The organism is Candidatus Methanoperedens sp. BLZ2 (genome assembly GCF_002487355.1).
Lineage (GTDB): Archaea > Halobacteriota > Methanosarcinia > Methanosarcinales > Methanoperedenaceae > Methanoperedens.
The window spans coordinates 38,429-51,061 of the sequence record NZ_NTMG01000067.1 but is presented as its reverse complement, the minus strand read 5'-3'; the positions used below and the strand labels follow the sequence as shown (position 1 = coordinate 51,061).

General features: G+C 39.6%; 16 protein-coding genes. 8 read left to right on the top strand and 8 right to left on the bottom strand.

The features are described 5' to 3' along the window. Nucleotides 1–2: 2 nt before the first annotated feature. Nucleotides 3–239 (top strand): hypothetical protein, encoded by a 237-nt coding sequence (locus CL181_RS13430; protein ID WP_097299822.1) that lies wholly within the window; start codon nt 3–5, stop codon nt 237–239. Between the two features lie 22 nt (nt 240–261). On the opposite strand, the gene CL181_RS13425 is transcribed toward CL181_RS13430, so the two are convergent. Both CL181_RS13425 and CL181_RS13420 read right to left on the bottom strand, forming a co-directional pair. Further along, a complete protein-coding gene (locus tag CL181_RS13425; RefSeq protein WP_097299821.1) occupies nt 262–1,176 on the bottom strand; it encodes a transcriptional regulator in 915 nt (304 codons plus the stop codon). A gap of 129 nt (nt 1,177–1,305) precedes the next feature. Then, a complete protein-coding gene (locus CL181_RS13420) occupies nt 1,306–2,076 on the bottom strand; it encodes a DUF5667 domain-containing protein (protein WP_097299820.1) in 771 nt (256 codons plus the stop codon). Nucleotides 2,077–2,284: 208 nt separating this feature from the next. Between CL181_RS13420 and CL181_RS13415 the strand changes: the two genes are divergently transcribed. From CL181_RS13415 to CL181_RS13395, 5 genes are read left to right on the top strand one after another with little or no spacing between them, the layout of a single operon-like run. Beyond that, nucleotides 2,285–3,802: an AMP phosphorylase gene (locus CL181_RS13415; RefSeq protein WP_097299819.1), complete on the top strand. Its 1,518-nt coding sequence runs from the start codon at nt 2,285–2,287 to the stop codon at nt 3,800–3,802. An 18-nt stretch (nt 3,803–3,820) separates the two neighbouring features. After that, on the top strand, nt 3,821–4,471 hold the full coding sequence (locus CL181_RS13410; RefSeq protein WP_097299818.1) for a hypothetical protein: 651 nt from the start codon (nt 3,821–3,823) through the stop codon (nt 4,469–4,471). A gap of 51 nt (nt 4,472–4,522) precedes the next feature. Further along, nucleotides 4,523–4,981 carry a (Fe-S)-binding protein gene (locus CL181_RS13405; RefSeq protein WP_097299817.1) on the top strand — a complete coding sequence of 153 codons (459 nt, stop codon included), beginning with the start codon at nt 4,523–4,525 and terminating at the stop codon, nt 4,979–4,981. Between the two features lie 19 nt (nt 4,982–5,000). After that, entirely contained in the window at nt 5,001–6,212 is a 1,212-nt protein-coding gene (locus tag CL181_RS13400; RefSeq protein ID WP_097299816.1) for a formylmethanofuran dehydrogenase subunit B, read from the top strand. 5 nt (nt 6,213–6,217) lie between these two features. After that, nucleotides 6,218–6,643, top strand: a complete 426-nt coding sequence (locus CL181_RS13395; RefSeq protein WP_255251572.1) for a molybdopterin dinucleotide binding domain-containing protein — start codon at nt 6,218–6,220, stop codon at nt 6,641–6,643. Here the strand turns inward: CL181_RS13395 and CL181_RS13390 are convergent. The 3 genes from CL181_RS13390 to CL181_RS13380 all read right to left on the bottom strand — a co-directional run bounded on the left by CL181_RS13390 (nt 6,636) and on the right by CL181_RS13380 (nt 7,845). Next, nucleotides 6,636–6,953, bottom strand: coding sequence for a hypothetical protein (locus CL181_RS13390; RefSeq protein WP_097299815.1), 318 nt, complete (start codon nt 6,951–6,953; stop codon nt 6,636–6,638). The two genes, CL181_RS13395 and CL181_RS13390, sit on opposite strands and share 8 nt — an antisense overlap. A 185-nt stretch (nt 6,954–7,138) precedes the next feature. Beyond that, complete coding sequence (locus CL181_RS13385) at nt 7,139–7,486, bottom strand: hypothetical protein (RefSeq protein WP_097299814.1); 348 nt, start codon at nt 7,484–7,486, stop codon at nt 7,139–7,141. A gap of 62 nt (nt 7,487–7,548) precedes the next feature. After that, complete coding sequence (locus tag CL181_RS13380) at nt 7,549–7,845, bottom strand: hypothetical protein (RefSeq protein WP_097299813.1); 297 nt, start codon at nt 7,843–7,845, stop codon at nt 7,549–7,551. A gap of 111 nt (nt 7,846–7,956) precedes the next feature. Between CL181_RS13380 and CL181_RS13375 the strand changes: the two genes are divergently transcribed. Both CL181_RS13375 and CL181_RS13370 read left to right on the top strand, forming a co-directional pair. Next, nucleotides 7,957–9,222 carry a hypothetical protein gene (locus CL181_RS13375; RefSeq protein WP_097299812.1) on the top strand — a complete coding sequence of 422 codons (1,266 nt, stop codon included), beginning with the start codon at nt 7,957–7,959 and terminating at the stop codon, nt 9,220–9,222. Between the two features lies 1 nt (nt 9,223). Further along, nucleotides 9,224–10,282 carry a DNA-binding protein gene (locus CL181_RS13370; protein ID WP_097299811.1) on the top strand — a complete coding sequence of 353 codons (1,059 nt, stop codon included), beginning with the start codon at nt 9,224–9,226 and terminating at the stop codon, nt 10,280–10,282. 19 nt (nt 10,283–10,301) lie between these two features. On the opposite strand, the gene CL181_RS13365 is transcribed toward CL181_RS13370, so the two are convergent. The 3 genes from CL181_RS13365 to CL181_RS13355 are packed head-to-tail and all read right to left on the bottom strand — an operon-like array spanning nt 10,302 to nt 12,618. After that, nucleotides 10,302–10,991, bottom strand: coding sequence for an ATPase domain-containing protein (locus CL181_RS13365; RefSeq protein WP_097299810.1), 690 nt, complete (start codon nt 10,989–10,991; stop codon nt 10,302–10,304). 13 nt (nt 10,992–11,004) lie between these two features. Continuing rightward, on the bottom strand, nt 11,005–11,712 hold the full coding sequence (locus CL181_RS13360; RefSeq protein ID WP_176505225.1) for an ATPase domain-containing protein: 708 nt from the start codon (nt 11,710–11,712) through the stop codon (nt 11,005–11,007). 60 nt (nt 11,713–11,772) lie between these two features. After that, entirely contained in the window at nt 11,773–12,618 is an 846-nt protein-coding gene (locus tag CL181_RS13355) for a response regulator (RefSeq protein WP_097299808.1), read from the bottom strand. Nucleotides 12,619–12,633: the final 15 nt, after the last annotated feature.

The following is a 12,633-nucleotide window of genomic DNA, read 5'->3' as shown; positions in this document are numbered from 1 at the left end:
GCATGAATAAATTAGTATTTTGTCAAATTGTGTATATACTCTTACTTGCATCAACGATAGGGATAACTATAATCTTTTTCTGTGCAATCAAATGGTATGGTGGGATAATTGATATTAATGCACTTCATAATCAATCCGGATGGAAGTATGGGGAAGGCTGGTTTGAAACAATAATGTTTGCAATATTTTCAGCTCTTGGTATTGTCGGATTAATATATATGAAAAATGATAGATACTAAACACTATCTTCATACTCCAAAGTCATATTACCCGGATCAGGTTCTCACGTCCTTTCCTGATCTTCTGGATAATATTCTTACCATGCAATTCATTCAATGCTGAACTGACAGTTGATTTAGGAAGATTGAGCTGTCTTCCTATCTCGGATTGATAAAGTGTCCCCCCGCTTTCTTTAAGTATTTTCATTATCCTGTCTTCCACATCCAGCATTTCAATTTCGGGGATCGGAATGTTAGTTTCATGTATTTCCGGAGATATCTTTTCTTCTGCTTCTTTTTTACGCTTTACAAACAACAAGCCGCCAGCTATAAAAAGTCCAATTATGACCAGTATAACTACTATTGTCGATGTGAATGATGGCTTTGCAAGGATTATCTGTGGTTCTCCAGCACTGAAGGAACGAAGACCATACCATATCATTCCATCCCTGTTCTGGTCCGGCCCTGGTATGACCTGTTCCACTGTATAATCTTGTGGATATCGGATTATAAGGGTATTATCATTTGAAAGGTACAGTCCTCCAACGAATACATCTCCCACATTGATATTTTGTCCTGTCTTCGCAAAGTTCGTCCAGGTAAAAGTATAATGAACCACACCATACTTGCCCGTGGGAGTGGATTGTATTATCGCTTCACCATTAAAATCCCTGGCAACCATAGTCCTTGCTGTCGCCACGGCTGCTTCCTGGGCAGATCTTTGCATTAATTCCCTGAACTCAACAAGATACTTAGATTTTATTTGTGCAGAATAATTCTCAAAGGAATCAAAGTCTTCTTTAGTAGAAAGGAGGGTGCGATATTCTACGTTCCATATAGCAGATCCATTTTCTTTGATATTTATCGTATATGTCACTTTATAATTATCAGGTGCAGCGCTAACTATTGAAATAGAAATGAGACACAAAATTACAATATACAGGACCTTCAATGACATAAGATTTCCAGATATTGAACTGATATTGTTTTTCCAATAATAATCTTCTTACTGTTAATCTGTCAAGGAAAAGATAGACAAAAACCTATATTTTCTTTCCTCTTTATGATACTGTCCCAGGACATCGTTTCAGTCATCTCTCTTATCACTTTGTTCTTGTCTTGCATCATGATCCTCTGATTTATTATCTATATTTTCTACGGACTTTTCTTCGTATCCAGTATTGTTTTCTTCGACTTTCTTTTTCATTTCTTCTTGATTTGTATCTTCCTCATCCTCAATGGTCTTTATTTCCAGAACATCAACGATGTCCGCTTTTGTCAGATTCCCTTCTCTTAGATAGTGTTTTCCTTCTTCCGTCTGAAAACGCTCAAGTTTCCTCCGGGTCTTTTCCTCAAATTTATCTTCAAGTTCAACACTATTATTATAGGCACTCTTTAATCCGGTATTATTCGGATGTGATTCAAGAAGTCTCTCCAGCACATACTGGTGTTTTTCAATCATTTTCTGGGCATTGATAATTCCTGAATCATTTCCCATGATCCCTGAAACAGATATTTCTGTCTCATTTATCTTCTCTTTATAATTTTCAAAAGCCTTGTTTGCGCCTTTATTGTTCTCCTTTTTCAATTCGGTCTTGGCCTCAGATATCCGAAGCTTTGAATGATACACTTTTTTATCAAGCTTTTCAGTTTCATTAAATGTGAAGCTTTCATCCAGTCTCTCAAATGCAAGTTTCAATCCATAAAATATATTATCTGGGCCCATTGAGCCATTATATTCCTCTATATCATCAACAAGCTCATCCGGTGACATTTTGTCATCCTGGGCAGTGCCAATCATATTCATGGCAAATGCGATCAAGATTATTCCTGTCACCGATATTCTTAGAGTATTCATTTTTGTACCTCGATATCTTTTTGCTTATATTTAAATTAACGTGTTATAATATAAGCATTTTTACAGTATAAATAGAATTTTAAAGTACTTTTTAATCCGTAGAAGTCCAGGAATGTTCAATAAAGCTTTATTCATCAGATCAATCAACGATAATGCTAAAGTATAGTAAGTACTAATCAATACAATAAAATTATGAAGGTACTATAATATGGAACTTAAAGTTCAACAACTTCAGATCAAAGCAGGTAAGTATAAAGTGGTCATCAATTCACAGGATGCAAAAGAGCTGGGTGTCAGGGGCGGTGACCGTGTCCAGTTAAAAAATCACGGTTATCTGACTGCCATAGTTGAAACAGGCGACATGATCCCGAAAGGTACTGTGGGAGTGTACCAGGAATGCTGTGAAAAACTCGGAAAAGTATGTCCTCTTACGATTGATCTTGTCCCCGCATCAAGACCGAATTCAGTAGGTTTCATAAGGAAAATGATGGACCACCAGAAGTTGACGCAGGAAGAAGTCCACCAGATAATCCAGGACATTGTCAGGGAGAATCTTACAGAGATAGAACTGTCTGCATTTGTTACAAGTTCCTATATACACGGGATGACTAATGATGAAATTGAATGGATGACAAGGGCTATGATAGATACTGGGGAAAAAATTGAATTTGATACTCACCCCATCATGGATAAACACAGTATAGGTGGAGTTCCGGGTAATAAGATAACCCTGCTTGTGGTCCCGATTATTGCAGCAAACGGTCTGCTCATACCCAAGACCAGCTCACGAGCGATAACAGGCGCTGCAGGAACGGCTGATCTGATGGAAGTACTTGCGCCCGTGGAATTTACAGCAGATGAGATAAAGACCATGACTGAGAAAGTTGGAGGTGTGATTGTATGGGGAGGAGCTACAAATATAGCTCCGGCTGATGATAAGCTCATACGCGCCGAATATCCCCTCTCAATAGACCCGCGCTCCCAGCTTCTTGCTTCAATAATGGCTAAAAAAGGTGCAGTCGGTGCGGATTGCGTCGTTATCGATATCCCTGTTGGCAGCGGAACAAAAATTCACTCGATGGAAGAAGGAAAAAAACTTGCACGGGATCTGATCGATCTTGGGGAGCGTCTGGGAATGAACGTGGAATGTGCCATGACATACGGTGCATCGCCGGTTGGAAGAACCATTGGTCCGGCAATTGAAGTAAGAGAAGCTTTGAAAGTATTGGAAACTATGCAGGGTCCGAACAGCCTTATTGAAAAGAGTACCGGGCTTGCTGGCATTCTTCTTGAAATGGGGGGTGTGGCGACAAGAGGCCGGGGGAAGGAGATGGCCATGGAGACGCTGCGCTCGGGGAAAGCATTTGAAAAACTCAAACAGATCATTGAAGTCCAGGGCGGAAATCCGAATATCGTTCATACTGATATTAAACCCGGGGAGCACAGAGGAGAACTTAAATCCCCGGCTGATGGTTATGTCATTGAGTTCGATAACAAGCGCATAGTAGAGCTGGCAAGGATCGCAGGGGCTCCGGCTGATAATGGTGCAGGTGTCTGGATACACAGGAAAAAGGGTGAAATGGTCAAGAAAGGTGAGCCACTGATAACGATTTTTGCGGATAAGAGCTGGAAATTGACAAATGCATTAAAAAGCGCAGAAAAGGATTATCCGATAATAGTTGAAGGTATGCTTCTTGAAAGGGTACAGACCTACAAGGTATTCTAAAACATTAGTGAAGCAGGGATGAAAAATACTATCGTTATTACTGGTGTAATACTGGCAATAATCATGCTTTCAGGTTGTATCGGCAGACCCGTAAATGTAAATGATCCTTCCGGGGATAAAGAGCAACCTGCCAGTACTATTTATAAGCCTCAATACGACAAAATCCAGACTCCCACACTCACTCCAACTCCTGGAATATCTGAAAATCTCCTGATAGATAACATTTCACGTGATCTTAAGGATTTTAATGAAAAGGGCTGGGATAAGCTTTATGAAACAAACGAATTTGACTGCTCAAGGATGACCACATTCATGTGGGACTATATAAGGACAAAATACAGGATCCCATCGAAAATAATCGTTGCGCCAAACAGGGAACATGCATGGCTGGCGGTCCGTGTCAAGGATGCAGGAGATACCGACAGGTACCTGAATTGGACAGTAAAGGGCGTCGACTATTATTTCATAGAATCCACGGTACCCCGGGTTGTAATATTTGAAAAGGATGTTTATTTCGGCGGTAATTGGTACGGCACGACCAGTGATTTTTATACTACCCGGATTTATATTGCTGATGACCCTTCGCAGGCGAATGATCTTACTGGAGGATGGAGCACTGAATTCAGGCTAACCAAACCTGATATTGATAAACTTAGCACGTTTGAATAACAAACAATATTTCCATAAATTATATCCCTTATTAGAATCAATTCACCAGTCATGGTTACAGTTATGGAGCTATACCAGCTCTTACCCAGAACCAACTGCAAGAAATGCGGGGAATCCACCTGCATGGCGTTTGCGGTTGCAATGTTAGGAAGAAAAAAGAACGTGGCAGAATGTACACCTCTTCTTGAAGCAAATTTCAAAAAGCAAAAAGAGAAACTTGAATCACTTCTTTTACCAGCTGCCGGAGCTGAGGAAACAGGAATGATTGTGCATTCTGAATTATGTACAGGTTGTGGAAATTGTGTTGTGGCATGCCCTGTAGACGTAGCAAATGATCCGCATGGCGCAGGTATGGGCTGTGCTCCTACAAATAATAAGGTGATCTTCAAAGTAGTTGATGGAAAAGTACTGGCTTCAAATATCAAAGAATGCCGACGCTTTGGGAAAAATAAGGTTTTGTGTTATGCATGCATAGACCCGTGCCCAACAGGCGCAATAGAGTTTGTATAAGTTTGTATAGGAGGTTTATATGGTTACATGCACAGGATGCGCGCTGTTATGTGATGACATTGAAGCAATTGTCGAGAATAACAGGATAAAAGAGATAAAGAACGCATGCAGGCGCGGCGCAGCAAGAATGAAAGGTTGTTCAAACAGGCTTGTTCCTTCCATAGATCAAAAACCCACCGATATTGAAAGTTCCATAAAGAAAGCCGCGCAAATCATCCGTAATTCAAAAGCGCCTATGCTTTTTGGATTGGATAACTCAACATGTGAAGCCCAGGTAAAAGGAATTCAATTTGCCAAAAAAATAAATGGAATTTTGGATGATACCTCCTCATTTTGCCAGGGAATTCTTATCGAAAGGGTGCTTGCGCAAAAGTTCAGGACATGCTCGCTTGATGATATAAGGAACAAAGCCGATGTACTTGTTTACTGGGGATCTGATGCCCAGGACTCACAGCCCCGCCATCTTTCGAGGTTCTCATATTTCCCGCGGGGAGAATTACGACAGCGCGGATATGAGGAAGACAGGATAGCAATAGCCATAGATGTAAGGGAATCAAATACTGCAAAGATCTGCAAAGGACATTTTTACAGGATATCCCCAAAAGGAGACCGGGAATTTATTCTGGCATTGATCGAAGCGCTATCCGGAAAAGTACCTGCGTATGACACGAAAAAAATGCTTGAGCTTGCAGGCATTTTGAAAAAAGCCGGATTCGGGGCGATTTTTGTGGGTATCGGACTTACATATTCAATAAAAGATGATTTTGACGTATTGACCGCACTTACACAAAAACTGCCTAATTTTAATATAATGCCTATGGTTGGCCATTATAATATGCGTGGCTTTAATGAAACTATGTTCAAAGAGACAGGTTTTGTCAATAAAGTAAAGTTTAATGGAAAAGCGGTTCACGATATCAAATATTCAATTATGGAGTCACTTAATGAAAAAACAGCGGATGCAATCGTTGTTGTGGGTTCTGATCCTGTTTCAAGTCTTCCCGGCCCTGTACTGTCACGACTTGCATCAATACCGGTGATCTGTATCGATCCCTGCGTAACCATGACATCAAAAATTGCCGCAGTAACAATCCCCTGCGCTACATCAGGACTGGAATCGGCAGGGACAGCGGTAAGGATGGATGGAAAAGTAATTGGATTATCAAAGATCATCGAAAGTGAATATTTGACTGATGAAGAGATCATGAAACGATTGATGGAGGCGGTTTAATTTATATGGATATGGATTTTGGAAAATTCCTTAAAAGCCCGGAATATGATATCAAGATCATCACATATCGCGATATCTTCCACGCTGAAGCGCTTGAGAGCGACAGGTTTGGGGAGGAATACAAAAAGCTTTCTGCTGCAATATCTATGAGTAAGACCGATATGCAAAAAATGGGTATAAAGTCCGGGGACAGGGTAAAAATATCCAATAATTTTGCAAGCATTGTGGTTCAAGCAAAGGAATCTAAAAGAGATGAGCCTGGCGGATTGGCTTTCATGGTTAACAGCCCATGGTCAAACTCGCTTGTGTCAGATGAAACCCGGGGAAAAGGGATCCCGGAGTTCAAAAACATCGACGCCAGGATATCCCTTTCAAAAGAAGAAATTACAACGCTTGACAAACTAATGAAGGCGTTCACTAAGCCTATTTAGGTATGATCTTGTCTGAGGGTAATTCCTTTATCCTCAGGAGGTAAAAGAAAGCTCCCAGGGTTAACAACAGGTATAGGGTTTCAAGTAATTCGTCAAGAACCGTTTCACGTCCTTGCGTCAATCCGTATTTGATAAATTCCCTGACCGAAAAGACCATTATGCCTGTGGACAGCAATATAAGAGGTATCCTGAATTTATTATCTCTACTTTGCAACTGCCTCCTGAAATCTCTTAGCAGAACAAACGTGATCAAAAGAATTGACAATCCGAGTGTTGCATTCACGAGTTCTAAGAATCTTGTTTCTACCATTATACACCACTTAACATATATTTTACCGTATTATTTCCAAATGTTTAATCGTGATGATATCGTGTATGCTTTATCACAGATAAACATTTCCAGAATAAAATTCAGCCGCAAGATAGAGAAATGTGTTTATACTTTTTTATTTGTTAAAAAATGAGAAAATAAATCAGTAATATGCTTTGCGCATATTACTGACTTGTTTCGTATCTCTTCAAGATATTTATAACCTGGTTCAACAGGTTCTTTGAATCTGAAAGGTGCTTTGCTCCGATATCTGCAGCCTTATCAAGATTTGAATCAAGGGTTGACAGGTTTTCCTGTAACAGATATATCAGGTAAACCATTACGCTCCAGTACACTGCAAGTGCAAGGAATGCAAAAATACCTATATAAATAAGTTGATCATAGATTTTTGCTGTGGATTGACCCAATGGTGCTAATATATCAATGGCACTCTTGAAATTCCACAGTATTACTATTCCAAATATTAAGGGGACTATTGTCGCCAGAACTAAACTTTGTTTACTCAGCCTCATATCGTACCTCCGATTATGCTTTTTATGTTATCTTTCTATATAAATATATCTTAACTGCAAGCTTAACCGAAAATCATTCCCATCCCACTGGCGGCATTCTCTTCCTCAGCTATGAAAGCGGCTGTGACTATTTTTAGCTCTTCTCCAATGAGTTTTTTAAGTCCGATTCCCTCAAATTTCTTTTCTGCACGGTCGATATCTTCTGAATTTGCCTTTATATACAGAAAATATCCCTTGCGCTCGGAACCCAGAAGGCTGCATTCCCTTACCGTGTACCCCAGGCGCTTAAAAAAATCATCCTCTAATATTTTTGAAACATCTTTACTGACATCCTCTTCATAGAAATATACAGACTCCATAATTCATCCTCAAATAGCTGGATGGTGATAAATGGTGATAAATTGTTCTGCGATGGTTTTTTATCTTATATTATCCTATAACCCGTATCCCATTAATTGGAAGGAGTCTTTATGCAGATTGAATTTGCGCCTCATGTTGAAGAAATAAAAAGGGCGCTTGATAACGAAATAGAAGACAGTAATATAATTGCGGATTTAAAAAAACTGCTCGAATACAGGGTACCATTAAATGAAGCAAAACGAAGCCTGATAAAAAAATACGGAGGATCTGAAAAAAGTACTGTCAGAAAACTAAAAGATATCCAGATAGGAGAACACAATATCGAGATAACCGGACAGGTCGTTGAAATAACCAGGAAGACTGTCACTATTAAAAATTCTGAAAAAATCCTTTTTTCCGGGGTTATCTGCGATGAGACATCATCACGAAGTTTCACAGCCTGGTCTGATTTTAACCTCAATCCGGGTGATGTGATCTCAGTCACACAGGCTTATGTCAGGAACTGGCAGGAACGGCCTGAGATAAATTTTGGCCCCAGATCGAAAGTCACAAAGCTTACCACTAAAATCCAGGTTATGGAGGACTGCAAGCTTAAAAAACTTGCAGAGCTGAGGGATGGGGATATAAATGTTCATACACAATTCATTATCCTCAATATTGATATCCATGAAATCAATACAAAGGATGGCTCAAAAAAGATACTTGGCGCAATTGCGGCAGATGAGGATACAAAACTCCCGGTCACAGCCTGGGTATTGTCACCGGCGCTTGAAGTGGGCAATTCAATTGATGTAAAAAACGCTTATGTAAGGTCATTCCGGGGTGTTCCCACCTTGAACATCAATGAATCAACCATTGTAACAAAGCTTGGAAATAAGATTGAATACATGGAAAAAGAAGGATTAAAGATCGGGGACTTGATCATGAAAGACGGGGCTTATGATATAATGATCGAAGGTAATATACTTTCCATCAGGCCTGGTTCGGGATTGATAGCCAGATGCTCCGAATGTTCGCGTGTGATACAGAAAGGCATGTGCAGGGTACACGAAAAAGTCCATGAGAAGAGCGATATGCGTATCAAAGCCATAATTGATGATGGAACCGGTGCACTCACGCTGGTTCTTGATTCAAGGCTTACCCAGAAGATATGCGGACTTAACATCGAAGAAGCTCAAAAGATCGCAAGAATAAATATGTCCCAGAGAGCAGTGGAAGATGATATTAAAAGGAAAATTCTGGGGAGAAGGTTCGCTGCAAGAGGAAATATGTCTAAAGGTGAGTTCGGGATCACACTCGTAGCAAGCGATGCCTGGGAACCTGCGCAAACGATACAGGAACAAGCACAAAAGCTCATCGGGAGGATCACAGGTTAAAATGGAAAAAACAGAAAAAATAATGGACAGGGAAATAGCGTGGCGCATTTTCGCACATGAATTCAACATGTCAAACCTGTATGTCAGTGAAGGCGATGAACGGGCTCCAAATTATATAATTACGCCGACTGGTGTTAGATGCAACCGGCTCTTTATTGTCGGGGTTGTCACTGAGGTTGAAAATATCGGCAAGGATAATAATCTCTGGCGCGCGCGCATAGCCGATCCCACAGGGGTATTTACTGTATATGCCAGCCAGTACCAGCCAGAAGCCGCCATATTTTTTTCTGACCTGCATGTTCCCGCTTATGTTGCACTTGTAGGCAAAGCCAGGAAATATGAACCTGAAGACGGCACCGTTTATTTATCTGTGCGGCCTGAAGAAATAAATGCTTCTGATGAAAAGCAAAGGGACAGGTGGGTGCTGGAAACAGCAGAAAGAACACTGGAGCGCATCAACATTATCGAAGACGCTTTAAAGTCGGGATTTTCGGGAAATGAATTGCAGGAATTTCTTTCTAAGAAAGTGACAAACATCGCACTTCTCAATGGTGTGATACTTGCAATCAAGCATTATAAAAACCTGGATAAAACCATACTGGAACTTAAAAAAATGCTTATTCATGCAGTTGATACGGTTGCATCTGATAGCGGGATCATAAAGCCGCCCCAAAAACCGGAATTAACAAAAGAACAGGATGTCCCCAAAAATATAGATGAATTCAAAACCCATGAACAAAATTTAGAGGAAATGGGTATTGAAGAAAATAATGAAGCTATTAATGAAACTATTAATGAAACTATTAATGAAACGATTGAAGATATACAAATTCCTGCCAGATCCGATACCAGAGAAGAACCACCTGGATTGAAGCCAAAAGAGATACTTGCAACCATAATCGATGAACTTGATACCGGGAAAGGCACGTCCTTTTTAAAAGTCATTGAAACTGCCGGGAAAGCAGGGATAAATGCAGAAAGTGTGGAATTATGCTTAAAAGAGCTTATGGATGAAGGAAGATGCTACGAGCCAAAGATCGGGGTGCTGAGGAAGGTCTGATACCTGTTTTTCAGTCTATTCATGCTATCTCTCTTGAGGTATCCATTATAATTCCGCCCTCTATTTTGAACTTAAGCACATTTCCATGTATCGGGCGGTTTCTTGCTTTTGGTATTGTCAATTCAGTAGTTGTTTTATCTGCTTTTTTAATAAGTGAAATATCAAATACCGCATCGCAGATATTTATTACTTCATTTTCAATAAAAGAACGTTTCTCATTTTTGATCCCATAAAGGAATCCGAGCCCTTCTGTTCGTTTCACAGTATCATAAAGTTTATCTATAATTTCCCTGGTTTTGTTCCTTTTTATTTCAAGATGCTGAAAAAATGTTATAGTATCAACAATAAGATTTATTTCCTTAGCTTCGATAATTTCAAGCTGTTTAATAAAAAAATCCATGATCCTGTAATCCCTGAGTTCTCCCCTGTCCAGCAATTTGCTTACATTTTCGTGATATTTCTCATGTATATCTATGAATTTTATACCGGATACATCAAACCCGAATTGTTTTAAATCATTTAATATATATTCAGGTTTACGTTCGGTATTTACATAAAAGCTTGGTCTTTGCTGGATGAACTGGTATAAGAAAATCTCTCCCATAGTCATAGAATCGGCCGTAAGATATACTAAAGAACCCGCAAGCAAGCCGCCGTCCAGTTCTTTATCGAGAGTTGGAAGCCCTGTAGGTAATAATTTATTTGTCATTGATCTTACCAGTTCATTTCTGTAAAAATTCTATACCTTTGGAAGTAATTTCAAATCTGATGGGGGCTAAGGAGATTTTGGTATTCCGTATCTTCAGGATTTCGAACAGGCGTTCTCTTGCTCCTGTAAAGGGATTATCCTTGATTGAAGTCCGCAGAACCCCATAAACAGAATATGAAGCAATGCTTTCTGTGCGGTTGTCCGCTGACAGGTCCATTATCAGTAAGGCTGTTATATTTCTTTTCATTAATCCCGCAACCAATGAGTCGATCTGTGCCCTGAATTCATTTGCAGACATATTAAGTGTAAAAACACCTATGTTGTCAATCAAAACACTCTCGACATCTTTGGGTATTCTTTCCAATAACCCGATAATATTGGATTGCAGTTTATCCGTATCTGTTATTTCGTAAGCTAATAATTCCTTAGCATACACTGTTCGTTCTTCATAGACTTTATCTATTGCCAGTAAACCATTTTTGTTGAATTCCTCAAGATCCATACCAACCGATTCTGACTGGGCAATAATATCTCCTGGCAATTCCTCGCTAGCGATTATAAGGGATTTTCGCCCTTCTGTGCAGGCTTTATGAATAAAACTCAAGCCCAGTATGGTTTTGCCAGACCCTGTCATCCCGAGAATTAACATAGTGCGGCCTTTAGGATATCCTCCCCCTATCATTTCATCAAGCCCTGTAATTCCAGTATGTATTCGTTCCATGATCATGTTATATTTATATTATGTTTTAATTGTTAATAAATTCAATCCCTGAATTGCAGGTCAGGCTCTCATAAATAATTCTACCAGGCAACAATCATCGCCTCCAGCTATGGTTTTTTTAATATCTACATTTATATCTTTATATATATGAACACCGATCCTGGCAAAGATCGCTTTTGTCATCATGCAAAGTACCGGATTTAATCCATTTTCTCCCCATGGACATTTATCATTTATTATGATGTATCCTTTTTCACTTACTTCTTTTACTGAAAAGTTCCCGCCCATTTTATTCAAAATACTGCAAGTGATATTTGCTGTTTGTATGCTCTCTGTGGGGATCTCATGAATATATTTTTCCCAGATAATATCTTCTACCTGTTCACTCATAAGGGTCATTACTTCAGTCATTTTTCCAGGGGGAATACTCCGGAGAATAAGAGGAAGTGTGTCTGTCATAATAGTTTTGAAATCATTTTGGGCCTCAATTTGTTCCTTGGCCCTGATAAGTTCATCATGATAATTCTTTATCTTCAGAAGTGATTTTACGCGGGTACGGAGCTCCAGCACGTTAACCGGTTTAGAAAGAAAGTCGTCGGCTCCGGTTTCTATAGCCTTGATCTTATCTTCCACTTCAGACAATGCCGTGACCATTATTACTGGAATGAACCTTGTAGAATCCTGTTGTTTTATTTTTTCACAAACTTCATATCCATTGATCCGGGGCATCTTAATATCCAGGAGGATAATATCAGGTTTATCAGAGATCACTTTTTCCAGAGCTTCTTTTCCGCTGTATGCCGGTATCAGGTCATAATGATTTTCAAGATAGCCAAAAATAAGCTCTACATTTGCAGGTTCATCATCAACCACAAGGACTTTTGCCCTATTATCTTGATTTACCATTTAATACCTCCTAAA

What these genes read in the sequence shown, in the direction of transcription:
- CL181_RS13370 (WP_097299811.1), top strand. Translation starts at nt 9,224, where the DNA reads ATGGAAAAAACAGAAAAAATAATGGACAGGGAAATAGCGTGGCGCATT.
- CL181_RS13355 (WP_097299808.1), bottom strand. Translation starts at nt 12,618, where the DNA reads ATGGTAAATCAAGATAATAGGGCAAAAGTCCTTGTGGTTGATGATGAA.
- CL181_RS13410 (WP_097299818.1), top strand. Translation starts at nt 3,821, where the DNA reads ATGAAAAATACTATCGTTATTACTGGTGTAATACTGGCAATAATCATG.
- CL181_RS13430 (WP_097299822.1), top strand. Translation starts at nt 3, where the DNA reads ATGAATAAATTAGTATTTTGTCAAATTGTGTATATACTCTTACTTGCA.
- CL181_RS13375 (WP_097299812.1), top strand. Translation starts at nt 7,957, where the DNA reads ATGCAGATTGAATTTGCGCCTCATGTTGAAGAAATAAAAAGGGCGCTT.
- CL181_RS13390 (WP_097299815.1), bottom strand. Translation starts at nt 6,953, where the DNA reads ATGGTAGAAACAAGATTCTTAGAACTCGTGAATGCAACACTCGGATTG.
- CL181_RS13365 (WP_097299810.1), bottom strand. Translation starts at nt 10,991, where the DNA reads ATGACAAATAAATTATTACCTACAGGGCTTCCAACTCTCGATAAAGAA.
- CL181_RS13400 (WP_097299816.1), top strand. Translation starts at nt 5,001, where the DNA reads ATGGTTACATGCACAGGATGCGCGCTGTTATGTGATGACATTGAAGCA.
- CL181_RS13415 (WP_097299819.1), top strand. Translation starts at nt 2,285, where the DNA reads ATGGAACTTAAAGTTCAACAACTTCAGATCAAAGCAGGTAAGTATAAA.
- CL181_RS13425 (WP_097299821.1), bottom strand. Translation starts at nt 1,176, where the DNA reads ATGTCATTGAAGGTCCTGTATATTGTAATTTTGTGTCTCATTTCTATT.
- CL181_RS13385 (WP_097299814.1), bottom strand. Translation starts at nt 7,486, where the DNA reads ATGAGGCTGAGTAAACAAAGTTTAGTTCTGGCGACAATAGTCCCCTTA.
- CL181_RS13360 (WP_176505225.1), bottom strand. Translation starts at nt 11,712, where the DNA reads ATGGAACGAATACATACTGGAATTACAGGGCTTGATGAAATGATAGGG.
- CL181_RS13420 (WP_097299820.1), bottom strand. Translation starts at nt 2,076, where the DNA reads ATGAATACTCTAAGAATATCGGTGACAGGAATAATCTTGATCGCATTT.
- CL181_RS13395 (WP_255251572.1), top strand. Translation starts at nt 6,218, where the DNA reads ATGGATATGGATTTTGGAAAATTCCTTAAAAGCCCGGAATATGATATC.
- CL181_RS13405 (WP_097299817.1), top strand. Translation starts at nt 4,523, where the DNA reads ATGGTTACAGTTATGGAGCTATACCAGCTCTTACCCAGAACCAACTGC.
- CL181_RS13380 (WP_097299813.1), bottom strand. Translation starts at nt 7,845, where the DNA reads ATGGAGTCTGTATATTTCTATGAAGAGGATGTCAGTAAAGATGTTTCA.